This is a genomic window from Halorubrum sp. C191, from assembly GCF_002727095.1.
GTDB classification, from domain to species: domain Archaea; phylum Halobacteriota; class Halobacteria; order Halobacteriales; family Haloferacaceae; genus Halorubrum; species Halorubrum ezzemoulense.
Map to the genome: position 1 here is coordinate 26,299 of NZ_NHNZ01000133.1, position 23,071 is coordinate 49,369.

Below are 23,071 nucleotides of genomic sequence, written 5' to 3' on the forward strand. Positions count from 1 at the left end.
AGGCCGGATGGTCGAATCGAGCGTATGGACATCGAAGAGGGCGGACTCACCGTCTCCGTCCCGGAGGCTCGCGACGGCGCCAGCAAGGGCACCGGCGGCGGCGTCTTCTTCAACCCGACACAGGAGCTGAACCGCGACGTGACGGTCGCGACGCTGCGCGCCTACCGCGACCGCGAACCGCGCGTCGCCTCGTACCTCGACGCGATGGCCGCCTCCGGGGTCAGGGGGGTCCGCGCCGCCGCGGAGGGGTATCGGGTCACCTGCGCCGACGTCGACGCGGACGCGGTCGAGCTCGCCGCCACGAACCTCGACGCCAACGGCCTCGACGGCGAGGCGGTCCACCGCGACGTCAACGCCCTCCTGTACGACGAGGGGCCGTTCGACGTCGTCGATCTGGACCCGTACGGCACACCGATCCCCTTCGCGGACGCCGCGTTCGCGAACGGGCGCAACCTGGTCTGCGTCACCGCCACCGACACCGCGCCGCTGTGCGGCGCCCACCTCAACAGCGGGATCCGGAAGTACGGCGCGGTCCCGCGCAACACCGACTATCACCCCGAGATGGGGCTCCGAACGCTGATATCCGCCTTGGTGCGGACTGCCGCGCGCTACGACAAGGCGGCGACGCCGATCCTCTCGCACGTCTCCCGTCACTACGCGCGGACCTACCTCGAACTGGAGTCGGGCGCCCGCGCGGCCGACGACTGCCTCGACGGCGTGGGGTACGTCGACCACTGCGAGGACTGCCTCTGGCGCTCGGCGACGCCGGGGCACGTCGCCGACCCGGTCGACGCCTGCCCGGAGTGCGGGAGCGACCGCGTCCTCACGGCCGGTCCGATCTGGCTCGGCCCGGTCGCGGACGCCGACTTCGCGCGCGCTGTCCGCCGCGAGGTGACGGACGACATGGGCGAGGCGAAGCGTGCGCGCAAGCTGCTCGGGACGGTCGCTCGCGAACTCGACACCCCCACGCACTACGACCAGCACCGGCTGTACAAGGAGTGGGGTGAGCCCGCGATCGGGATGGACGAGTTCGTCGAGCGCGTCCGCGGGGCCGGCCACGAGGCGAGCCGCGCGCACTACCGTGGCACGGCGGTGAAGAGCACGGCGTCGATCCCCGAGATGCGCGAGGCGGTCCTCGGCGACAACGCGGACTGACGGGGCCGCGGCCGCGTTCGCTCCCGCCGCGAATTCCACCCCACGAGCGCCCGCCCGCGCCGCGCCCGGCACCCTCCCGCTTTTGTCGCGGTCGGTCGAAACGCGTGACGTGTCTCGACACTCGCGCACCGCGTTCGGGACGGTTCGACGCGTCGCCGACCTCGCGGTCGACAGGCAGGTGACGTTCCTCGCGGCCGCCATCGCCTACTACGCGTTCGTCTCGCTCGTCCCCGCGCTCCTGCTGCTGGTCGTCGTCGCCACCGCCGTCTTCGGCGAGACCATCGCCGCCGAGCTGGTGGCGTCCACGGGCGAGTTCCTCACGCCGGCCGGCGAGGAGGCGGTCGTCGGGGCCGTCTCCTCGGCCGGCGGGCGGACCGGCGCGAGCCTGCTCGGGGTCGGGCTGCTGATCTGGTCGACGCTGAAGGTGTTCCGCGGGCTCGACACGGCGTTCGTCTCGCTGTACGGCGGCGAGGAGGCGCCCGGCCTCCTCAAGCAGGTCGCCGACGCCGCCTCGGTCGTCGTCGGCGTCGGCGTCGGCCTCGGCGTGATGGTCGCCGTGGGCGCGTTCGTCGCGGCCGCGGACGCGCTTCCCCTGATCGAGGCGGCGAGCGTCCTCGCCCTGCCCGCTCTCCTCGCGGTCGTGTTCCTCCCGATGTACTACCTCCTGCCGCAGCCGGCGATCGCCGTCCGCGAGGCGCTGCCGGGCGCGGCGTTCGCGGCGGTCTGCTGGACGCTGCTTCAGGCCGGGTTTCAGGTGTACGCCGCGGGCGCTGCGCAGTACGAGGTGTACGGCGTCATCGGCGGCATCCTCCTGCTGGTCACGTGGCTGTACCTCGCCGCCGTCGTCGTCGTCCTCGGTGGCGTGGTCAACGTGGTGCTCGCCGGGCGGGGGACTGGCGGCGACGACTTCGGGGAGGCCGGGGCCGGCGGTCCCGCCGCCGCGTTCGACGGCACCGACGACGCCGCGGACCGGCAGTTACAACAGGACCGCGACCGACCCACGGGTATGAACGGCGAGTCGGATCCCGAGGGGGACGACGGCGAACGGCCGCGCGGCGCGCCGGACGTCGCCGCCCTCGAAGCGGAGGTCCGGGAGCTGCGGTCGCAGCTCGACGAGTTCGAGGACGACGTGGAACGCCGGACGGTCGACAAACCGGAGGTCGAGTCGGAGCTGAAGCGGTACGTCCGCTCGCGGATGCGCCGCGGCCACGCCCGCGGCTGGGGCCCGTACCTCGTGCTGCTGTACGGGACCGTGCTGACGCTCGCCGCGTTGACCTCCCTCGACGGGATCTACGCGGTCGGCGCCATCGTCGTCCTCGGACTCTCGACGCTCGGCCTGTACACGATCTTCGTCGTCGTCGGTATCGGCCTCAACCTGATCGAAACGCCGGGGAAGGCGCTCGACTACGCCCGCCGCCGCGGCGATGACTGACCGGACGACGGACGCGTGACGGGACTCGTCGCCGCCGAGCGTGGGATCGGCGAGTTCGCCGTCGTCGACGCCCTCCCGGAGGCCGTTGTCGTGGTCTTCGCGGCAGTCACCCACCTCGCGGACCCGTGGCTGCTCTTCGCCATGCTCGCCGTCGGCTACTGGTTCGCGAGCGAGGGGGTCGCGGGCTCGCCGCGCCGCGCCGGCGCCACGGCCATCGCGGCCGTCACCTGCGCGTACGCCGCGACGGCGCTCGGCAAGGCGTGGTTCGCGGCTCCCCGCCCGCCCGGCGCGATGCCCCCGGCGGACGTGCCGACGTGGCTCCCCGCGCTCCTGTCGGGCTGGTACGAGGCGCAGGTACTCTCGGACGGGTTCGGCTTCCCGAGCGGGCACGCCACCGGCGGCGCGGCGGCGTACCTCGCGCTCGCGCTGCTGTACGACCGGCTCTGGACCGACCGCGCCCGCTACCTCGCGGCCGGGGCGGTCGCCGTCGCCGTCGCGGCCTCGCGGGTCGTCATCGAAGTCCACTACCTCGTCGACGTGCTCGCCGGCCTGCTCGTCGGCGCGGGGACCGTCGCCGTTGCCCTGCGGCTCGCCGGCGACCCGCGGGTCCGCGGCTCGCCCGGCACGGACGCGGCGGCCGGACCGACCGCCGATCTGAACCCCGCACCGGCGTTCGCCCTCGCGGCGGTCGTCTCCGCGGGCGCGCTGGCCGTCGCCGTCGCCGGCGGGCACACGGGGGAAGTCGTCGAGGCGGGGATCGGGATCGCCACCGGTGCCGGGGGCGCGATCGGCTGGCGGTTCGTCGACGGCGAGGAGCCGTCGGTCCCGCCCCGCGTCGCCGTCCCCGCGCTCGCGGTCACCGGCGGCCTCTGGGTCGGCGCGTACGCCCTCGCGGGGACGCTGCCGGTGACGCTGGTCGCGACGACCGCCGCCGTGGTCGCCGTCGTCGCGCTCCCGGCGCTGTCCGGGCGGATCGAGCGGTCGCTCGCCGAGTGACGCGGCGTCGGAAAAAGTCCCGTCGCGGACCGCGGTCAGGGGCTACTCGACTCGGACCGGGCTCAGAACGTCTCCAGGTAGCGGTCCTCCTCCCACTGCGACACCTGGGTGAGGTACTCGCTGAACTCCTGAGACTTCGCCTCGGCGAACTTCTCGGAGGTGTGCGGGCCGAGCGCCTCCTGGAGCACCTCGTCGGTCTCCAGCTCCTCGACCGCGGCGCCGAGGTTCGGGGGCAGCGTCTCGATGCCGTACTCCTCGCGCTTCGCGTCGTCGAACTCGTAGATGTCCTCGCGGACCGGGTCGCCCGGGTCGGCGCCGGTCTTGATCCCGTCGAGGCCGGCGGCGATGAGCGACGCCATGCCGAGGTAGGGGTTACAGGACGGGTCGGGGCTGCGGACCTCGAAGCGCGCGGAGACGCCCGCGGCGTCCGGGACGCGGACGAGCGCCGAGCGGTTCGTGTCGGACCACGCGACGTAGATCGGGGCCTCGTAGCCGGGCACCAGCCGCTTGTAGGAGTTCACGGTCGGGTTCGTGACCGCCGTGAACCCGGGGGCGTGGTTCAGGATGCCGCCCATGAACTGGTAGGCCGTCTCGCTCAGGTTGAACTCGTCGGAGTCGTCGGCGAAGGCGTTGCCGTCCTCGTCGAACAGCGAGATGTGGCTGTGCATGCCCGAGCCGTTGATGTCGGCGATGGGCTTGGGCATGAACGTCGCGTGGAGGTCGTGCTGCTCGGCGACCGCGCGAACGACGGCGCGGAACGTCGCGATGTTGTCCGCGGTCGTGAGCGCGTCGGCGTACTTGAAGTTGATCTCGTGTTGGCCCTCCGCGACCTCGTGGTGGGAGGCCTCGATCTCGAAGCCCATCTCCTCTAAGGTGAAGATGATCTCCTTGCGCACGTCGGACGCGAGGTCCTTCGGGGCGAGATCGAAGTAGCCGCCGTTGTCGTGCGGGATGGTCGTCGCGTTGCCGTCGTCGTCCTTCTCGAACAGGAAGAACTCCGGCTCCGGCCCGATCGAGACGGAGTAGCCCATCTCCTCGGCCTCGGCGAGGACCGACTTCAGGACCTGCCGCGGCCCGCCGACGAACGGCTCGCCGTCGGTGTCGACGATGTCACAGATGAGCCGCGCCGCGCCCGAGTCGCCGTCGTTGCGCCACGGGAGCACCGCGAACGTGTCGGGGTCGGGGACGAGCCGCATGTCCGACTCCTGGATGCGCACGAACCCCTCGATTGAGGAGCCGTCGAAGTAGATGCCTTCGGTGAACGCCTTCTCCGCCTGGTGGGCGGGGACGGAGACGTTCTTCACGACGCCGAGGATGTCAGTGAACTGAAGCCGCAGGAAATCGACGTTCTGCTCCTCGATCTCGTCGAGTACCGCCTGTTCCTCGGCCGTGAGGCCGCCGTCCGGTTTCGCGTGTTCGTCCGTCATGTTCTGGACGTTTGATTCGTTATCTGCCAGTATAAAGGCCTTATCGCTTGGCGCATGAACCGCCGGACAGGCAAAACTGCTGGACGTTCGTAAAATTCTAAACCCCCGAAAGCGTGGTTAGGTGTGATGACGTACGAAAACCTCGACGCGAAGCTCATCAACTCGCTGCTCAGCAACGGCCGCGCGAGTCTCCGGAGCTTGGGCGACGAACTCGACGTATCGGTGACGACCGTTTCGAACCACCTGCGCGACCTCGAAGAGGAAGGCGTCATTCGGGGGTACACGCCCGTCGTCGACTACGACAAGCTCGGCTACGACGTGACCGCCGTGCTCCAGCTCAAGGTCGAAGGGAGCGCGCTGCCGGACGTGACCGAGAAGCTGCGGCAGGAGAAACAGATGGTGAGCGTCTACGAGGTCACCGGGGATTACGACGTGATCGCCATCGGGAAGTTTACCGACACGGACGGGATGAACGACCAGATCAAGTCGATCCTCACGGACGCGGACATCAGGGAGTCGAACACGAGCGTCGTCCTCAACGCGGTCACGGAGAACGAGCAGTTCGACCTCGACGTCAAGGAGTAGTTCGGCCGCCGCCGGGGCCCTCTCCGCGCCGCCGACACCTCTCTTCGTACCGGCGCGAGCCGTCCCCGCGCTGCCCGCTGCCGGCTCAGTCTCTCCGCCGCTCCGCCGCCGCCTCCAGCGTCTCCACCGCCGGGAGCGGCTCGCCCGTCAGCGCGCGGATGTACGCGCCGCCCGCGATGGAGACGTGCGAGAAGTCCGCCTCGCTCAGCCCGTACATCTCGATGGCCCGCGAGGTGTCGCCCCCGCCGACGACCGAGAAGCAGTCCGTCTCCGCGATGGCGTCGAGGACGCCCACGGTGCCGTCGGCGAACCGCTCGTCCTCGAAGACGCCGAGCGCGCCCTTCACGAAGACCGCGTCGGACTCGCGGATCGCCGGCTCGTAGTCGGCGACCGTCGTCGCCCCCACGTCGAGGTACCCCGTCTCCTTCTCGCCGATGTCGTCGACGGGGACCTCAGCGCGCTCGCCGTCGGGACCCTCGTACGCAAGGTCGCTCGCGAGGCGGATCGCGTCGCCGCGCTCGTCGAGGACCGACTCGATCAGCTCGCGGTTCCGCTCCCACTGCTCGTCGAAGAGGTCCATCTCGCCCACGTCGCGGCCGACGGGGTGACCCGCGGCGCGGAGGAATAGCTCGCCGGCGACGCCGCCGAGGAGGAAGCGGTCGACGCGGTCGTCGAGGGCGTCCATTACGCCGATCACGTCGGTCGCCTTCGTCCCCCCGACGACCATCGTGACCGGGCCGTCGAACTCGCGGGTCGCGATCGCGGTGTTCGCCTCGTACTCCGTCTCCATCACGCGGCCCGCGTACGCGGGGAGGACGAGCGGGAAGCCGACGAGCGAGGCGTGCTTCCGGTGGGCCGCCGAGTAGGCGTCGTTGACGTACGCGTCGAACAGCGGCGCGAGCGTCCGGACGAACTCCGTCTCGGCCTTCTCTTCGGGCGACGCCTCCGGAAGCTCGTCGTCGCACATCCGCGTGTTCTCCAGCAGGAGGATCTCTCCCGCGTCGAGCGCGTCGATCGCCTCCAGCGCCTCGTCGCCGTACGTGTCGGCCACGAACCCAACGTCGCGGCCGACGCGGTCGGCGAGGATCTCGGCGTGGCCGCCGAGGGACGTGAAGTCGTCGCGACCGGGTCGGCCCTGATGGGCCAGCAGGACGACGCGGTGTCCCGCCTCGGCCAGCTCGCGGACGGTCTCCGCGTGGCGCTCGAAGCGGCGGTTGTCCTGCGGTGTTCCGTCCTCGATGGGCGAGTTGAGGTCCAGTCGGACGAGGACGCGCGAGTCTGCCGAGAGGTCGTCGAGGGTGTTGAACGCGGGCATGGGTGAGGAGTCGTCGATGAGCTCGTTAAGCGGTTGCGCTCCGGGGGAACGTTGCCGTCCGAAGGTCCGTCCCGTCGAACGGGCGGTGCGTGTCGAGCGCGTCGGTCCCGACGCGCCAGACGAACCAGCCGTCTACGCCTCGTCGTGGACGTACGCGGCCATGTCGAGCAGCCGGTTCGAGAAGCCGTACTCGTTGTCGTACCAGGTGAGGATCTTCAGCAGCTTCCCGCCGGCGATGACGTTCGTCGACTGGAGGTCGACGTAGCTGGAGAACGGGAGGCCGACGATGTCGGAGGAGACGACCTCGTCGTCGGTGTAGCCGAGAACGCCCGCGAGCGGACCGGAGTCGGCGGCTTCGCGGAAGGCGGCGTTGACCTCCTCCTCGGTGACGGTCTCGTCGAGGCTGACGACGAACTCGGTGAGGGAGCCGGTCGGGACCGGGACGCGCATCGCCATGCCGTCGATCTTCCCCTCCAGCTGCGGGAGGACCTTCTGCGCCGCGCCCGCGGCGCCCGTCGAGGTGGGAACGATGTTCTCGGCAGCCGCGCGGCCGCGGCGACGCTTGCTCATCGGGCCGTCGATGAGGCTCTGCGAGCCCGTGTAGGCGTGGACGGTGGTGAGGGTACCGGCGTCGATGCCGAACTCCGCGTCGAGCACCTTCGCGACCGGCGTGATGGAGTTCGTCGTACAGGAGGCGTTTGAGATCACGTCGTCGCCCTCGTACTCGTCGTGGTTGACGCCGTAGACGAGCTGTTTGACCGGCTTGTCGCCCTTCGGGGGCGCCGAGATGATCACGGTGTCGGCGCCGCCGTCGAGGTGCGCGCTCGCGTCGTCGCGGGTGCGGAAGACGCCCGTACACTCTAGGGCGACGTCGACGTCGAGCTCGTCCCACGGGAGGTCGGCGGGGTCCTGAACGTTGAACAGCGGGACGGCCGTGTCGCCGACCGTCAGCTCATCGCCGTCGCGCTCGACGCCGTCGAGACGACCCATGACGGTGTCGTACTTCGCGAGATACCCCATGTCGTCGAAGTCCATCACGTCGTTGATCCCGACGAGTTCGATCCGCGGGCTCTCTAACACCGCGCGGAACACGTTGCGCCCGATGCGACCGAAGCCGTTGAGCCCCACCCGCACGACCTCGTCGTCGCTCACGTCGTCACCGGCCGCCAGATTCGATTTACTCATATTCGAAAAAGCCGAGCCGCAACTACTTAAATCCGGCCCAGTCGCGGCGAGACCGTCATAATCGTTGGAATTTGTTACGGCCGGTGTCGCGTTTCGCGGCCGAGGGCCCGCGACGGCGGCCGCTCGTCGTCCGCCGGATCGCTGCTTTCCCGCGGCGGATAGCGGCCGATACGGCGACCGACAGAAGGCTTATCGGGGTCACCGACCTCACGGAAGGTATGGACAGAGACGACCGCGACGATCCGTTCGGAGACTTCTTCGAGGAGATCGAGCGGATGATGAACGAGATGGCCACCGGCGACGCTCCGTCGGCCGACGACGCCGGGTTCGGCTCCGACACCCACGTCGACGCGTACACCACCGAGGAGTCGGTGCGTCTCGTCGCCGACCTCCCCGCCGTCTCGAAGGAGGACCTCTCGCTCCGCTGTGACGGCGACGCGCTCACCATCTCCGCGGTCTCCGACCGGCGCGAGTACGACGAGACGGTCGACCTCCCCGCGCCCGTCGACGAGCACTCCGCCGACGCGACGTTCAACAACGGCGTCCTCGAGGTCTCGTTCGACCGCGACGAGGACAGCGCGTCGATCGACCTCGTCTGAGCCGGCCCGCCTCCCGGGGCTCGCTCGCTCTCCTCACTCCTCCTCGGCGGTCCGCCGGACGAGCGCCGCGAACCGGTCGTAGAAGCCGTCCTCGTACTTCGTCGCGGCGTCGACCGTCGGCCGCGCGTTCGTCTCGTTGACGACGAGCCGGTCGTCGGTCGCGAGCAGGTCGACGCCGAGGTAGTCGATCCCCAGCGCCGCGGCCGCGCGCTCCGCGAGGTCGCGCGCTCGCGGATCGAGGTCGACGCCGCGAGCGGTCGCACCGCGGTGGACGTTGTGTTTCCACCGGCCGGCCGCGAGCGCGTCGGCGTCGAGTTCGCGTTCCACCGCCCCGGCGTACGCGCCGTCGACGACCATCGCGCGGTAGTCGCGCGCGTCGGGAAGGTACTCCTGAAGCAGGAACGACTTGTCGCCGGTCGCGCGGTAGTCGTGGATCAGGTTCAGGTAGTCGACGACGCCCAGCAGCGAGTCGAGGTCGGTCGCGGTCGCGACGCCCACCCCGCGGGTCGCGGAGTTCGGCTTCACGACGACCGGGTAGGAGAACTCGCTCGCGGCGTCGACGACGACCGACTCGTCGACGGGGTTCGACACGAGCGTCGTCTTCGGCGTCGGGAGGCCGGCGGCGGAGAGCGTCGCCAGCACGCCAGCCTTGTTGCGCGAAGTCACGACCGCGTCGCGGCCGTTCACCCACGGCACGCCCAGCCGCTCGTCGACGACCGCGCCCTCCATGAGCCGGGTGGGGTAGACGAGGCCGACGTCGAAGTCGGCGAACTCGTCGGGGTCGCCCGCGCCGTCTCGCGCCGCCGCGTCGCCCGAGACGCGCAGCGCTCGCTCTTTCGCTCGGACGTGACCGACGTCGATGCCGCGGTCCGCGAGGGGCCCGCGCACGCGCTCGAACGTCTCCGCGTCGGTGGTCATCGCGAGCCGGAGCATAACCGTGTTGGGGGCCGTTCGGACTTAAAAACGGCGCGAGCGGAACGACGGCAGCGACGCGTTCCGACGGCCGGTAGCGCGTGCCTCGCGGCCGGGGACTCGGAGGCGTTCACCGTCGATTCGCAGTCTGATACGTACGAATAAGCGGTCGAGGTGTCGGCGAGGTCTCCCGTCGATACGCGCGAAGCGACCTATTGGAGGTGGCCTTCCTCGCGGAGCTGTTCGGCCTCGCTCTTCTCGTAGCGCCACGAGATGTCGGCCTTCTCGTCCTGCCAGTCCCACGGCTCGACGAGGACGATGTCGTCTTCGCGGATCCACACGCGCTTTTGCATCCGGCCGGGGATGCGCGCGGTCCGCTGTTTCCCGTCCGCGCAGCGCACCTTGACGCGGTTCGCGCCGAGCATCTCGACGACCTCCGCGAACACCTCGTCGTCGTCGGGCATCCGGAGGTCGTTCCGACCGCCGCCGTCTCCGTTGCTCATGCGTACGCGGTGATACGCGCTCGCGGAAATAAAAGGGCCGCTCTCCGCCGGGACCGAAACGGCCCTTTTACCTCCGGGGACCGCCGAGGCGACGACATGCGTGACACGCTCGGACTCGAAGGCATCGCCGGCGTCCTCGTCGTCCTCGTCGGTATCGGTATCCTGACCCTCCGCGATCCGGTCGTCGCCGGCGCCCTGATGGTCGTGCTCGCCGGTCTCGCGCTGATCGCGAAGGGGCTCGTCGACACCGCCATGCGATCGTTCGGGCTGAAGTGAACCCTCGGCGGCGGTCCGACCGACTCCGGACGAGCGGCCGTCCGCTCGACGCGGCGTTCACCGTGGTCCCGAAAGAGTCATAATCGCCGACCGTCCCTCACCGGGTATGGTCGAAGTACCTGCCGTCGCGGTCGAACTCGTCGAACTCCTCGCCGCTGCCGTCGGCGCCGGCGCGGCCGCCGCGGTCGGCGTCGTGCTCGAACAGTTCGGGCTCTCCGCCGTCTCCGGCGGCGATCTCGTCCTCGGCGCGTGGGCCGTCGGCATGGGACTGATCGCGCTGTACGTCGGCCTCGTCGGTCTCGGCTACGAGCAGGCGCTCCCGCGGCTGCGCCGCCTCGCGAGCGGCGAGTAACTCACAGGTCCCCATCCGCGGCGAGTTCGCGCACTCGGTCGGCGCGCTCGCGGATCGCCGCCCACTCCTCGTCGTCCTTCTTGTCGACGTGCGAGTACATCAGCCCCATTCGCCCGGTGCCGCGGAGCGTCTCCTCGTTCTCCTTCAGGAAGTCCCAGTAGAGCGCGTTGAACGGGCAGGCCCCGTCGCCCGTGGTCCGCGAGACGGCGTACGGGCAGTCGGCGCAGTGGTCGCTCATCCGGTTGACGTAGCTCCCCGAGGAGGCGTACGGCTTCGAGGAGAGCACGTCCGTGCCGAACGACCCCATCGCGACGACGTTCGGCGTCGTCACCCAGTGGTAGGCGTCGACGAAGCCGAGGTGGAACCACTCGTTCACGTCGGCGGGGTCGGCGCCGTACACGAGCGCGAAGTTCGACAGCACCATCAGCCGCTCGATGTGGTGGGCGTAGCCGAACTCGCGGACGTGCCCGACCGCCTCCGAGAGACACCGCATGTCCGTCTCGCCGTCCCAGTAGGCGGGGGGAAGCTCCCGGTCCTGTTCCAACTGATTCGCCTCCGCGAGCTCCGGCATCGCCTCGCGGTAGACGTGGCGCATGAACTCCCGCCAGCCGATCACCTGCCTCACGAACCCTTCTACGGCGTTGAGCGGGACGGGGGCGGGCTCGTTGCCCCCGGCCGCTCTGCCCCCGGTCGCTCCGTCCTCGCCGTCCGCCGCGTCCCCACCGAACTCGCTGAGCGAGGTCGCCGTCCCGCCCGCGTCGCCGTGGTCGTCTGGGTCGTACGCGCCGGGCTCGACCCCCCGCTCCTCGTAGGCGCGCTCGACCGCCCGCACCGGCTCGCGCGGGTCGAGCAGCCCGAGGTTGATCGCCGGCGACAGCAGCGAGTGCGAGAGGAACGGCTCGCCGCCGACCATCGCGTCCTCGTACCGTCCGAACGCGGGCAGCCCGTCGCGGACGAACCGGTCGAGCGCCTCGCGGGCCTCTGCCCGCGTGACCGGCCACGCGAACCCGTCGAGCGCGTCGTTCCCCCACGTGTCGAACCGGTCGCACACCCACGCGTGGGTCTCGCGGGTCAGCTCGTCCGGCTCGAACGTCGGCCGCCCCGGCGGTTCCCAGTCCTCCGGCGGCGTCTCCTGATTCAGGTCGTCGTAGTTCCACTCCCCGCCGACCGGCTCGCCGTCGTCCATCAGCACGCCCGTCTCGCGACGGACGTGCCGGTACCAGTGCTCCTGCCGGTAGGTGCGCTCCGCGGCCCCGTCGGCGCCGATCTCGGTCCCCTCGTCGCCGGCCCACTCGCGCCAGTCCGCCGGTGTCGTCCAGAACAGCTCGTTGTCGACGAGTTCGAGGGTGCCGCCGCGCTCGGCGACCAGCCCGCGGAGCCGCTCGCCGGCGCCGTGGCTCGCGGGGCGCATGAGCCGCAGGCGCGGCCCGTCGTCGTCCTCGCCGTCGTTCGCCTCGGCCGCCCGACCAGCGAAGAACTCGTCGAGCCCCTCGCCGAACGACTCCGCCTGAACGTACGTCACGTCGTGGCCGCGATCGCGGAGGTCGTCGCGGAAGTGCCGCATCGCCGAGAACACGAGCGTCAGCTTGTGGGCGTGGTACGGCTTCCGGTCGGCGAACCCGTGCGCTTCGATCAGGAGGACCTCGTCGGCCGCGTCGAGGGCGTCGAGGTCGGGGTTGAGCTGGTCACCGAGCAGCCAGCAGGTCGTCCGGTCGCTCACGGGACGAATAACGCTCCCGAGTCTCATAGCTCCGGCGGCGTCGCTCGACCGCGACCTCCCGGAACGACGCGTCACCCGCGGACTTTTGTCGGCCCCCCGTGTCGGGCGAGCCATGGACGAGATCCTCACGAACTGGCTGCTCGGCCTCATCGCCGCCCTCCTCGCCGTGCTGGTGCTCGACTCGACCGGACAGTCCTTCCTCGCGCCGCTCTCGCCGGTCGCGAACGTGCTCGCGCTCGTGACGTTCCTCGCGTTCGTCATCCTCACCGGGGCGTTCCTCGTGTACACGGCGTCGTTCCGGGACCTCTGATCCCCGCCTCGGGCCGAGCCCGTCGCTGCCGCCGCGCGTAGCTTTTTGTTCCGCCTCGAACTGGTGCGCGTATGGAGTACACCACGCTCGGCTCCACCGGCACCACCGTCTCGAAGATCTGTCTCGGCTGTATGAGCTTCGGCGACCCGGACTGGCGCGAGTGGGTGCTCGACGAGGAGGCGGGCCGCGAGCTCGTCGACCGCGCCGTCGAACTCGGCGTGAACTTCTTCGACACCGCCAACATGTACTCGAACGGCGCGAGCGAGCGCGTCCTCGGTGACGCCCTCGGCGAATACGACCGCGAGGAGTTCGTCGTGGCCACGAAGGGGTACTTCCAGATGGACGAGTCGAACCCGAACTCGGGCGGCCTCTCCCGGAAGGCCATCGAGCAGGAGCTGTCGAACTCCCTCGACCGGCTCGGCATGGAGACGGTCGACCTCTATCAGATCCACCGCTGGGACGACGACACGCCGATCGAGGAGACGCTCGCCGCGCTCGACGACGCGGTGCGACGGGGCGACGTGCGACACGTCGGCGCCTCCTCGATGTGGGCCCACCAGTTCGCCGAGGCGCTCCACGCGAGCGACCGCGAGGGGTACGAGCGGTTCGCCACGATGCAGAACCACTACAACCTCGCCTACCGCGAGGAGGAGCGCGAGATGCTCCCGCTGTGCGAGAAGGAGGGAATCGGCGTGATGCCGTGGAGCCCCCTCGCGCGCGGCTACCTGACGCGCCCGCACGAGGAGGTCGACGCCACCCGCCGCGGCGAGACCGAGGAGCACCTCTACGCGCACCCCTACCGCGAGGGCGGCGGGCGGGCGGTCAACGAGCGAGTCGAGGAACTCGCCGCGGAGGAGGGCGTGAAGATGGCGCAGATCGCGCTCGCGTGGCTGTTCCACAAGGAGTGGGTCGACACGCCCATCGTCGGCACGACGAGCGTCGAACACCTCGAAGACGCGGTCGAGGCGCTCGACGTCAACCTCTCCGATTCCGACGTGGAGTGGCTCGAAGAGCCGTACGAGCCGGTCCGCGTCTCCGGTCACGAGTGACGGCGGAGCGCGACTCCGGCTGCGCGCTCGGCGACCTAAATCGTGTTTTAGGAATATGTCGATAAGCCATTTGTATGCTAGTGAATGTCTCACTCATATGGCCGACGACACCGACCGAACCCCGACCCGGTCGAGGACGGAGTACGCTCGCACCCGGATCCGGTGTCCGAACTGCGGCGACCGCGTGCCTGCGGCCGGCCGGGACACGGACTCGGCGGAGTGCCCGAACTGCCACCGGCTGATTCGGACCTGACGCCGGCTCGGGGCCGCCGGCGGAGCGCCGGTCCGACACCGCCGCCCGCCGGCTATTTATAAACACACCGTCGCGGGCGCCACGACAACCCTTTTCGGCGGCGCCGCCGAACCGTGGCGCATGGCAGACGACGACGCCACCGACCCCGAGAACGGCGAGGGCGGCGAACAGAGCGACGGCGACGACGGCGAGGAGAAGTCGTTCCGCGAGCGCGTCGAGGAGATCCGGGAGCGACGCGAGCAGGAGCGCGAGGAGGGCGACCGGCCCGACCCGGAGGAGATGATGGGCGGCGGCGGCCCGCCGGGGATGGGCGGTGGCGGCGGCGGCAACCCCTTCGCGCAGATGATGTCCGGCATGATGGGCGGCGGCGGCCCCGGCGGCGCGGGCGGCCCGCCCGGCATGGGCGGCGGTCCAGGCGCGGGCGCAGAACAGGGCGCCCGCGGCGACGACGGCGGCAACGAGGAGCTCGTCCGCGAGGTGCGCCAGCTCCGCGACGAGGTCCGCGACGCCACCCGCCAGCTCCAGCGCATCGCGCAGGCGCTCGAAGACGACTGAGCCGACGGTAATCTCTTTTCGGTCCCGACCGCTTCACCTGACCCGAACAGCGTCACGCTCGTCTATCGACCGGTAGTGAACGCGCGCGGGAGCGTCAACGACCCGCAGAAAACCGCGCCGTCGACCGCCCGCTACCGACGTTCGCGCCGCCCGGCTAACACTCCGACCAGCCGCACGACTCGCACGTCTTACAGCCCTCGGAGTAGTAGAGGTTCATCCCGCCGCACTCGGGACACTCGGGCGACTCGCCCGCCGCGATGAGCTGCTGGGTCGAGTCGTCGGCGCCGGCCGCGTCGTCCTCGCCCGTCGGAGCGGTCCCGCTCGGGGCGCCGGTCGCCGCGCCGGCGTCGACCGCGCCGCCGTCGGTCTGGCTCGGCGGGCTCGCGCTCGACGCGGCCTCCTCGACGTCGTCGAGGCTCTGCTGTTGAGGGATCCCCTTGTCGACGTCGTCGTCGAGGTAGCGCCGCAGCGCGGTGCCGATGGCGTCCGGGATCGACTGGATCTGCTCGCCCTTGTCCCAGGCGACCTTCGGGCTCCGAGTGCCCTGGAGCTCGTCGACGATCTCCTCGGGGTCGACGCCGGAGCGCAGCGCCGTCGAGATGACCTTCGCGAGCGCCTCGGTGAAGGAGTTGGTGTAGCCGCCGGAGTGGCCGATGTTCGCGAACAGCTCGAACGGTCGACCGTTCTCGTCCTCGTTGATGGTGACGTACAGCTTGCCGTAGCCCGTCTCGACCCGCTGGGTGACGCCCGACAGCGAGTCGGGGCGCGGGCTGCGCTCGCTGTAGTCGATCCGGGGCTGCTCGGTCGCTTCGAGCAGGTCTGCGACCTCCGCGTCGATCGCCGCGCGGACGTCCTCGTTGTCGAGGAACGCCTCGACGCCGCCGAAGACCTCGTTGATCTGCTCGACGATGGTCTCCGCGGCCTCGCTCTCGTCGGCGAACTCCGTGTTCTGCGCCCGCGTCGTGAGCACCTGCTTCGAGCGGGTGCCGTCGCGGTAGTAGGTGACGCCCTTCCCGCCGTTCTCGTAGATGTACTCGAAGACCTCCTTGGCGTCGCCCAGCGTCGAGTCGTTGGGCGCGTTCACGGTCTTCGAGATGGCGGAGTCGACGCCCTTCTGACAGGCGACCTGGACGCCGGCGTGGTCCTTCGCCGAGAGGTCGCCGGTGACGACGAACAGCTCGCCGATGGCGTCCGGGACGGTGTCGAGCCCCTCGACGCCGTCGAACGCGTTTTCGGCCATCTGCGCCTGCGCCTCGCGCTTGACGGCCTCGACGTCGACGTCGTTGGCCTCCAGCGTGCGCAGGAAGTAGTCGTCGAACTCGACGAGCATCTCGTCGCCCTGGACGTCGTCGGAGACGTTCTTGTAGTAGGCGACGTTGTAGATCGGCTCGCAGCCGCCGGTCGTGTTGCCGATCATCGACGTCGTGCCCGTGGGGGCGATCGTCGTCGTGTTGTGGTTCCGGATCGGGAAGCCGTCCGCCCACTCGTCGGCGTCGAGCCCGGTGAAGTGCTCGAACCAGTCGCGGTGCTCGGTCGGGTTCGCGTACTTCGAGTCCGCCCAGTCGTTGAACGTCCCGCGCTCCTCGGCGAGATCGTGGGAGGCGAGCTTCGACTCGTGGTTGATGTGGGTCATCAGCTGCCGGGCGATCTCGTTGCCCGACTCGGAGCCGTAGCGGACGCCGAGCTGGACGTACAGCTGCGCGAGCCCCATGATTCCGAGCCCGATCTTCCGCATGTCGCGGACCTTCTCCTCGATCTCGTCGACCGGGAAGTCGGACATCGTGACGACGTTCTCGAGGAAGCGGGTGCCGTACGCGATCCGCTCTTCGAACTCCTCGAAGTCGATCGCCTCTTCGAGGAACGCCTCGACTGCGGCCGCCTCGGAGTCGTACTCGTCGGCGTGCTCGTCCGACCAGACGCGCCAGTCGGGCGCGTCGAGGTCCGCGAGCGTCGAGAGGTTGATGTGGCCGAGGTTACAGGCCTCGTACTCCTCTAACGGCTGCTCGCCGCAGGGGTTCGTCGCGAGGATCTGGTGCTCCGGGTGCTCCTCCACGTCGAAGGAGTGCTCCTTGTTGATCCGTTCGAGGTAGACGACGCCCGGCTCCCCGTTCTCGTGTGCGCCCTGGATCATGTGATCCCAGATCTCCGCCGCCGGGACGGAGAGCTCCTCGCCGACCTCGACGTGCTCGCCGAGCCCGAACATGTCGTAGAGCTCCTTCGTCTCCGGGGTGGCGACGTGGGGCTCCTCGGTGCGGGGGTTGGTGAAGGTGAACTCCTCGTCGTTCGCCAGCGCCTCCATGAAGTCGTCGGTGACGCCGACGCTGATGTTGAAGTTCGAGAGGTGTCCCTCGACCGCGTTCCGGAGGTGCTCGGGCACCTTGCCGTCCTCGTCGATGAGCTCGCGGGCCTCCTCCAGCGCGTCCGCGAAGGAGTTGTGCGTGAAGTCGTCGGGGTCGTTGAGCCGCAGCGAGTGGGCCAGCGAGACGTCCTTGTTCTTCGCGTGGATGAACTGGATCACGTCCGGGTGCGAGATGCGCATGACGCCCATCTGGGCGCCGCGGCGCGCGCCGCCCTGCGCGATCGTCTCGCACATCTGGTCGAACGTCCGCATGAACGTGATCGGCCCGGAGGCAATGCCGCCGGTGGAGCCGACGGAGTCGCCGTACGGCCGGAGCTTCCAGAACGCGTACCCCATGCCGCCGCCGGACTGGAACACCTCGGCCGCCTCCTTGGCGGTCTGGTGGATGTCGGTGATGTCGTCGCCCGGCGAGTCGACGAAGCAGGCGGAGAGCTGCTGGAGCTCGTCGCCGGCGTTCATCAGCGTCGGGGAGTTCGGCATGAAGGAAAGCGACTCCATCCCCTGTCGGAACGTCTCGGCGGTCGCCTCGACGTGGTCGCGCACCCCGTCGGGGAGCTCGGGAACGACCGTCTCGTACGCGAACTTGTTGACGTTGTGGGCCGTGAGCGTCGCCTCCGCGTCGTCGTCGGCCGTCGTGCCCGCGCCGAACACGTCCTCGGCGAGCTCGTCGCGCCGCGGGTGGTCGGGCTTCAGCTGGTCGGGCGTGACGGTGACCTCGACGCCCTGGTTTTCAGCCTCGAAGACGGCCTCCGCGAGCGCGACGTTTCGCGCGACGCGGTCGAAGAGTTCCTCCTGGTCTTCGATCGGTTCGCCGTCCGCGTTCTTCCGGAGGTAGCGCGCGGGCAGGATGTTCTGGTAGGCGTTGCCCGTGAGGCGCTCCTCCATCGTCTCGCCCGTGGTTCGTTTGATCGGCAGTTCGACTCCGTCGGCGGAGACGCCGTCGCTGCTCATTCGGCGGCCACCCCGCTGGCTTTGCGTGGAATATGGATCATCTGTAGTGTTGGTGTACTGGCGAGGCGGGCCCTTGTACGTTCGGATGTTCGGCCCCGCCCGGCTTCTACATGTCCGATTCGGTATGTAACGTCTCTCCGGCGCGCCTGACGCTGAATTCGGTACGTCGGTAACGAATGGGCTCTGGACACATAAGCATAGGTAGACCGGAGTGAAACTGGTCGTCGATCGAAAAAACCACACGATGTGAGCGGTCTCCCACGGGAACAGAAGGGGGGTCGATCGAGGCGGCAACCGCCGGCCCAGCCGGCGCCCGATACCGCCGTGTCGGCCGATGTCGGGCGGATCCACGCTCGGCCCCATCACCGGAATGCCTGAAGACCTATCAGAACTAGTAAACGACTTCCGGCTCCTCCCACAAGCTTATGCCCGGCGTCGCCGTGGTCCGGGACATGACCGCAACGTCGCTCGCGCTCGCGGGGCTCGCCGCGCCGGCACAGGCCGCGCTGCTCGGCAGTCAGGTCGGGCAGCTCCTGGTCGCCCTCGTCGCCGTCGCGCTCGTCATCGTCGTCGGCAAGTTCGTATTGAAGCTCGCGTGGCGGCTCGTCACGATCGGCATCGTCGTCGTCGCGGCGTTCTACCTGCTGTCGACGCTGGGACTTGTCTAAAAACCGCCGCGGGCCGGCCGCCGGTTCGGGTCGAAGCGCCCGGCTTACTGGAACGCCGCGCCCGGTTCGGCCTCGGTGCGGTCGACCTCCGACCGCTTGAACTGCTTTTCTATCTCCTCGTAGCGCTCGCGCGTCTCGGGGGTGACGCTCGGGTTCACCTCGCTCAGCGCGTCCTCGAAGTGCTCCATCGTCACGCGGACGTTGCCGACGGACTCGCCGACCTCCTCGCGCGTGACGCTGCCGATGAACTCCCGAGAGGCGTTCATCGACGCCTCGCGGGCGACCGCCTCGATGTCGGCCCCCACGTACCCCTCGGTCTTGCGGGCGAGGGCGTCGAGGTCGACGTCGTCCGCCAGCGGCTTATCCCGCGTGTGGACCTCGAAGATCCGGCGGCGCGCCGCCTCGTCGGGGACTGGCACGTGGACGTGCCGGTCTAAGCGACCGGGGCGGAGCAGCGCCGAGTCGATGAGGTCGGGGCGGTTCGTCGTCGCGACGACGACGACGTCCTCCAGCGACTCGAGGCCGTCGAGCTCCGTCAGCAGCTGGGAGACGACGCGCTCGCCCACGCCGGAGTCGCCGGAGTTCTTCCCGCGCTCGGTGGCGATCGAGTCGATCTCGTCGAAGAACACGATCGTCGGCGCGTTCTCGCGGGCCTTGCTGAACACCTCGCGGACGCCCTTCTCGGACTCGCCCACGTACTTGTTCAGCAGCTCGGGCCCCTTGATCGAGATGAAGTTGGACTCGCTCTCGTTGGCGACGGCCTTCGCGAGCAGGGTCTTCCCCGTGCCCGGCGGGCCGTACATCAGGACGCCCTTCGCGGCCTGCATGTCGAGCTCGTCGAACACCTCGGGGTACTCGAGCGGCCACTGGATCGTCTCGCGGAGCCGCTCTTTCGTGTCGCCGAGGCCGCCGACGTCGTCCCAGGTGGTGTCGGGGACCTCCACGAACACCTCCCGCAGCGCGGAGGGTTCGATCCCCTTGATCGCCTCCTTGAAGTCCGACTCGGTCACCTGGATGCTGTTCAGCACGTCGGCGTCGATCTCGTCCGATTCGAGGTCGATCTCCGGGCGGATGCGCCGCAGCGCGTGCATCGCGGACTCCTTCGCCAGCGATTCGAGGTCGGCCCCGACGAAGCCGTGCGTGTTTTCGGCGTACTCGTCGAGGTCGATCCCGTCGGTCAGCGGCATGTTCCGCGTGTGGACCTGAAGGATCTCCTTGCGACCGTCCCGGTCGGGGACGCCCACCTCGATCTCGCGGTCGAAGCGGCCGCCCCGTCGGAGCGCCTGATCGATGGCGTCGACGCGGTTCGTCGCCCCGATGACGACGACCTCGCCGCGCTCTTCGAGCCCGTCCATCAGCGAGAGCAGCTGCGCCACGACGCGGCGCTCCACGTCGCCGCCCGCCTCCTCGCGCTTGGGCGCGATGGAGTCGAGCTCGTCCATGAAGATGATCGACGGCGACTCCTCGGACGCCTCCTCGAACACTTCGCGGAGCTGCTCCTCGCTCTCGCCGTAGTACTTCGACATGATCTCCGGGCCGGAGATCGTGTGGAAGTTCGCGTCGATCTCGTTGGCGACCGCCTTCGCGATCAGTGTCTTCCCAGTGCCCGGCGGGCCGTGGAGCAGGACGCCCTTCGGCGGGTCGATGCCGAGGCGCTTGAACAGCTCCGGGTGCCGCATCGGGAGCTCGATCATCTCGCGGACCTGTTCGAGCTCGTCGTCGAGCCCGCCGATGTCCTCGTAGGTCACGTCCGGCCCCTCGCCGGTGCCGCCCGCGGCCTCGCCGCGGTCGGCGATCTCCTCGGCGGAGATCTCGGAGATGCTGATCTCCGTCTCGTCGGTGATGACGACCGTGCCGCCGGGGCTCGTCTCGGCGATCTTCATCGGGACCGCCTGCGACTGGCCGCCCATCAGCCCGAAGCCGAGCGAGGTCCGGATCGTCTGCCCCTCGGTCACCGGCTGACCGGAGAGCTTGTCCCGGATGAACGGGGCGATCTGCCCCCGCACCCGCAGCTGGCTGGGGAAGGCGATCGTCACCGCGTCCGCCCGCGAGACGTCGACGTCCTCGACGGTGACGCGGTCGTCGATCCCCACGTCGGCCTCTTGGCGGAGGCGCCCGTCGATGCGGATCACGCCCGTCCCGTCGTCCTCGGGGTAGCCGGGCCAGACGCGGGCGATCGCCGCCCCGTCGGCGCTCTCGACGCGGACGATGTCCCCGCCGGAGAGCCCGAGCTCGTCGGCCGCGACGCGGTCGATTGCCGCCAGGCGACGGCCGGCGTCCTTCTGTTTCAGCGGCTTGACAGTGAGCTTCATCGGTCGCCCTCCACGGTGAGCACGCCGTTGTTCACCGCCACGTCGGCGGCCGTCCCGGGCAGCTCGAACTCCGATTCGACCGGCCCGTCCGGTCCCTCTACGACGACGATCGCCGTCTCGCCGACGGTGTCGACGGTGACGGCCTCGTCGTCGACGTCGAGGTCGGCGGCGACGGTCCAGCCGTCGTCGTACTCGTACCGGCGCAGCAGCGCGCCGTCGCCGGTCGATCGGGTCTGTATGTGATTCATCCTAACTACGAGTTAGTCGCGTAAGTATTTAAACTTGACGCTCAAAATCGCATGACGTGAGTGCTTCTTTGTACTAACGGTAGTGTAGCGGTTCGAGCGATTCCACCGCCGACCGTCCGCCGTCGTGCGGTCGGACCCGCGGCGCCGATCGAGTCGCCGAGCGCGCGTCGGCTCCCTCGGGCGCTTATACCGTTCGGCGCCGAACCGCCCGGACATGGAACGGGTCACCCACGACGGTCGCGCGACGGCGTACCGCCGCTTCGACCGCGGCGGCGACGGGCCGACGGTCTGCTTCGTTCACGGCAGCGGCGGCATGAAAGACATCTGGAAGTCGCAGGCCAGGCTGGCCGACCTGGTTCCGAGCGTCGCCGTCGACCTCTCCGGGCACGGCGACAGCGACGACGTCGCGACGCCCGCCGGCCCCGAGACGCTCGACGCGTACGCGGACGACGTAGTCGCGGTCGCGGAGGAGACGGGGGCGACAGTCCTCTGCGGCAACTCCCTCGGCGGCGCGGTCGCGCTGCGGGTCGCCTTAGAGCGCGACCTCGCGCTCGACGGCCTCGTCCTCGCGGGCACGGGCGCGAAGCTCGCGGTGGCCGAGCCCCTCCGCGGCGCGCTCGCCGACGATTTCGAGCGGGCCGTCTCGCTGCTCCACGAGCCGGACCGCCTCTTCCACGACGCGCCGCCCGAGTACGTCGAGCTCTCCGAGGCGGCCATGCGCGAGTGCGGGCGAGCGGTCACCGAACGCGACTTCCTCACCTGCCACCGGTTCGACGTCCGGGAGCGACTCGACGAGATCGGCGTCCCGGCGCTCGCGCTCGTCGGCGCGCACGACGAGCTCACGCCGCCCGCGTACCATGAGTACCTCGCGGACGGGATCCCGGCCGGAGAGCTCGCGGAGGTCCCCGACGCCGCGCACCTCGCGATGCTCGAAGCGCCGACCGCGTTCAACGACGCGCTCTCCGCGTTCCTCGGTCGGCTGTAGGCCGCCCGTCCCGCCGGTCGTCGGCTCGCGACCGCGTGGACCAGCCGACCGCCGCGAGATTTAGGTCGGTCGCGCGTCCCGTGGGCACATGGTCGACAGCGACGACGGCGATACCGGCCGTGCCGACGGGTCCGGAGCGCCGGCGGGCGCCGAACAGCCTCCGGCCGAACCGCCCCCGGGCGACCCCGACATCGACGACCTGCTCGCGAAGCTCGACGCCCTGCGCGACACGGTCGACGAGGGCCACGAGCGCGAGGAGGTTCGACAGACGATCTCGCTCGTCGAGCGGATGCCCGGGAGCGGCGCGCTCGCGGAGCGGATCACGAAGTACACATCCAGAGACCTCGCCGAGTCGTTCGTCGGGGCGGTGCTGTTCGCGCTCCCGCTGCTCGTCGAGGGCGGCGTCTTCGAGATCGCGGCCTGGTTCGCGGCGACGACCGTCGCGGGCGTCCCGGTCCTCCTGATCGGCCACGTCGGCTTCGTCTTCGTCGCGACCGCCGGGCTCCTCTACTACGCCGACTTCCGGCAGATCGCGATCCACCACCCGATCCTCGGCGTCATCCCGCGCCGCTACGCCGGGGTCCTCCTCGTCTCGCTCGCCACGTCGGCGGCCATGCTGCTGTTCTGGGGGCGCCTCCACGAGGGCGACCCCACCGCGCTCGAACGGGTCAGCCGGGTCGCGGTCGTCTGGGCCGCGGCGGCGTTCGGCGCGGGCCTCGGCGACATCCTCCCCGGCGAGTCGCAGGGGGACGACCTCGGGAAGTTCGACCTCGACATCGGCGACCGCGACTGAGCCGCCTCCCCGGGAGCCCCACTCGCTCCGCGCCACCCGTGGCACTCGCTCCGCGCCACCAGCGGCACTCGCTCCGCGTCACCCGCGGTGGATCTCCCGCCCCGATCCGCCTTTTCCACAGGTTTTTCGCC

General features: G+C 69.9%; 23 protein-coding genes. 14 read left to right on the forward strand and 9 right to left on the reverse strand.

The genetic code is table 11. The annotated features are described in order from the left end of the window. Positions 1-24: 24 nt before the first annotated feature. The 3 genes from Z052_RS12975 (at position 25) to Z052_RS12985 (ending at position 3,583) form a co-directional block, all read left to right on the forward strand. The gene (locus tag Z052_RS12975) at positions 25-1,155 is read left to right on the forward strand and encodes a tRNA (guanine(26)-N(2))-dimethyltransferase (protein ID WP_049930208.1); all 1,131 of its coding nucleotides are present in this window, start codon (positions 25-27) and stop codon (positions 1,153-1,155) included. A 109-nt stretch (positions 1,156-1,264) separates the two neighbouring features. Then, positions 1,265-2,587: a YihY/virulence factor BrkB family protein gene (locus tag Z052_RS12980; protein ID WP_099289108.1), complete on the forward strand. Its 1,323-nt coding sequence runs from the start codon at positions 1,265-1,267 to the stop codon at positions 2,585-2,587. Positions 2,588-2,602: 15 nt separating this feature from the next. Further along, positions 2,603-3,583 carry a phosphatase PAP2 family protein gene (locus tag Z052_RS12985; RefSeq protein ID WP_049930211.1) on the forward strand — a complete coding sequence of 327 codons (981 nt, stop codon included), beginning with the start codon at positions 2,603-2,605 and terminating at the stop codon, positions 3,581-3,583. A 62-nt stretch (positions 3,584-3,645) separates the two neighbouring features. Here Z052_RS12985 and glnA read toward each other — a convergent pair whose 3' ends face one another. Next, a complete protein-coding gene (gene glnA, locus Z052_RS12990) occupies positions 3,646-5,010 on the reverse strand; it encodes a type I glutamate--ammonia ligase (RefSeq protein WP_099289109.1) in 1,365 nt (454 codons plus the stop codon). A gap of 126 nt (positions 5,011-5,136) precedes the next feature. Between glnA and lrp the strand changes: the two genes are divergently transcribed. After that, positions 5,137-5,595 (forward strand): HTH-type transcriptional regulator Lrp, encoded by a 459-nt coding sequence (gene lrp / locus Z052_RS12995; RefSeq protein ID WP_008441157.1) that lies wholly within the window; start codon positions 5,137-5,139, stop codon positions 5,593-5,595. 85 nt (positions 5,596-5,680) lie between these two features. Here the strand turns inward: lrp and Z052_RS13000 are convergent, their stop codons facing one another. Together Z052_RS13000 and gap are read right to left on the reverse strand one after the other, a co-directional pair. Next, a complete protein-coding gene (locus Z052_RS13000; RefSeq protein WP_089308355.1) occupies positions 5,681-6,910 on the reverse strand; it encodes a phosphoglycerate kinase in 1,230 nt (409 codons plus the stop codon). A 132-nt stretch (positions 6,911-7,042) separates the two neighbouring features. Then, a complete protein-coding gene (gene gap / locus Z052_RS13005) occupies positions 7,043-8,095 on the reverse strand; it encodes a type I glyceraldehyde-3-phosphate dehydrogenase (protein WP_049930217.1) in 1,053 nt (350 codons plus the stop codon). A 218-nt stretch (positions 8,096-8,313) separates the two neighbouring features. Here gap and Z052_RS13010 point away from each other — a divergent pair, with 218 nt between their 5' ends. Next, complete coding sequence (locus Z052_RS13010) at positions 8,314-8,694, forward strand: Hsp20/alpha crystallin family protein (protein ID WP_049930219.1); 381 nt, start codon at positions 8,314-8,316, stop codon at positions 8,692-8,694. A gap of 33 nt (positions 8,695-8,727) precedes the next feature. Here the strand turns inward: Z052_RS13010 and Z052_RS13015 are convergent, their stop codons facing one another. Then, a complete protein-coding gene (locus Z052_RS13015; protein WP_099289110.1) occupies positions 8,728-9,627 on the reverse strand; it encodes a RimK family alpha-L-glutamate ligase in 900 nt (299 codons plus the stop codon). A 191-nt stretch (positions 9,628-9,818) separates the two neighbouring features. Then, positions 9,819-10,109, reverse strand: coding sequence for a translation initiation factor eIF-1A (eif1A, locus tag Z052_RS13020; protein WP_004597376.1), 291 nt, complete (start codon positions 10,107-10,109; stop codon positions 9,819-9,821). 96 nt (positions 10,110-10,205) lie between these two features. On the opposite strand from eif1A, the gene Z052_RS13025 reads away from it, so the two are divergent. Together Z052_RS13025 and Z052_RS13030 are read left to right on the forward strand one after the other, a co-directional pair. Continuing rightward, on the forward strand, positions 10,206-10,385 hold the full coding sequence (locus tag Z052_RS13025) for a hypothetical protein (RefSeq protein ID WP_049930222.1): 180 nt from the start codon (positions 10,206-10,208) through the stop codon (positions 10,383-10,385). A gap of 106 nt (positions 10,386-10,491) precedes the next feature. Next, positions 10,492-10,737: a hypothetical protein gene (locus Z052_RS13030; RefSeq protein ID WP_089308354.1), complete on the forward strand. Its 246-nt coding sequence runs from the start codon at positions 10,492-10,494 to the stop codon at positions 10,735-10,737. A gap of 1 nt (position 10,738) precedes the next feature. Here Z052_RS13030 and Z052_RS13035 read toward each other — a convergent pair whose 3' ends face one another. Beyond that, positions 10,739-12,457 carry a cryptochrome/photolyase family protein gene (locus Z052_RS13035; RefSeq protein ID WP_049930225.1) on the reverse strand — a complete coding sequence of 573 codons (1,719 nt, stop codon included), beginning with the start codon at positions 12,455-12,457 and terminating at the stop codon, positions 10,739-10,741. 112 nt (positions 12,458-12,569) lie between these two features. On the opposite strand from Z052_RS13035, the gene Z052_RS13040 reads away from it, so the two are divergent. The 4 genes from Z052_RS13040 (at position 12,570) to Z052_RS13050 (ending at position 14,624) form a co-directional block, all read left to right on the forward strand. Continuing rightward, the gene (locus Z052_RS13040) at positions 12,570-12,767 is read left to right on the forward strand and encodes a hypothetical protein (RefSeq protein WP_049930226.1); all 198 of its coding nucleotides are present in this window, start codon (positions 12,570-12,572) and stop codon (positions 12,765-12,767) included. 71 nt (positions 12,768-12,838) lie between these two features. Then, a complete protein-coding gene (locus Z052_RS13045) occupies positions 12,839-13,816 on the forward strand; it encodes an aldo/keto reductase (RefSeq protein WP_099289111.1) in 978 nt (325 codons plus the stop codon). Positions 13,817-13,913: 97 nt separating this feature from the next. Continuing rightward, a complete protein-coding gene (locus tag Z052_RS20560; RefSeq protein WP_176450687.1) occupies positions 13,914-14,069 on the forward strand; it encodes a hypothetical protein in 156 nt (51 codons plus the stop codon). A gap of 120 nt (positions 14,070-14,189) precedes the next feature. Further along, positions 14,190-14,624 (forward strand): hypothetical protein, encoded by a 435-nt coding sequence (locus Z052_RS13050; RefSeq protein ID WP_049930229.1) that lies wholly within the window; start codon positions 14,190-14,192, stop codon positions 14,622-14,624. Between the two features lie 154 nt (positions 14,625-14,778). Here the strand turns inward: Z052_RS13050 and Z052_RS13055 are convergent, their stop codons facing one another. Further along, complete coding sequence (locus tag Z052_RS13055) at positions 14,779-17,934, reverse strand: adenosylcobalamin-dependent ribonucleoside-diphosphate reductase (protein ID WP_089308351.1); 3,156 nt, start codon at positions 17,932-17,934, stop codon at positions 14,779-14,781. A 425-nt stretch (positions 17,935-18,359) separates the two neighbouring features. Between Z052_RS13055 and Z052_RS13060 the strand changes: the two genes are divergently transcribed. Beyond that, positions 18,360-18,602, forward strand: a complete 243-nt coding sequence (locus Z052_RS13060; protein WP_049930233.1) for a hypothetical protein — start codon at positions 18,360-18,362, stop codon at positions 18,600-18,602. A gap of 44 nt (positions 18,603-18,646) precedes the next feature. Here the strand turns inward: Z052_RS13060 and Z052_RS13065 are convergent, their stop codons facing one another. Beyond that, positions 18,647-20,914 (reverse strand): CDC48 family AAA ATPase, encoded by a 2,268-nt coding sequence (locus Z052_RS13065; RefSeq protein WP_049930234.1) that lies wholly within the window; start codon positions 20,912-20,914, stop codon positions 18,647-18,649. Next, the gene (locus Z052_RS13070) at positions 20,911-21,162 is read right to left on the reverse strand and encodes a hypothetical protein (protein WP_049930235.1); all 252 of its coding nucleotides are present in this window, start codon (positions 21,160-21,162) and stop codon (positions 20,911-20,913) included. The genes Z052_RS13065 and Z052_RS13070 overlap by 4 nt, the downstream gene beginning before the upstream one ends. Positions 21,163-21,376: 214 nt before the next feature. Here Z052_RS13070 and Z052_RS13075 point away from each other — a divergent pair, with 214 nt between their 5' ends. Next, positions 21,377-22,147 (forward strand): alpha/beta fold hydrolase, encoded by a 771-nt coding sequence (locus Z052_RS13075; RefSeq protein ID WP_094521441.1) that lies wholly within the window; start codon positions 21,377-21,379, stop codon positions 22,145-22,147. An 88-nt stretch (positions 22,148-22,235) separates the two neighbouring features. Beyond that, positions 22,236-22,940, forward strand: coding sequence for a hypothetical protein (locus tag Z052_RS13080; protein WP_049930238.1), 705 nt, complete (start codon positions 22,236-22,238; stop codon positions 22,938-22,940). Positions 22,941-23,071 lie beyond the last annotated feature (131 nt).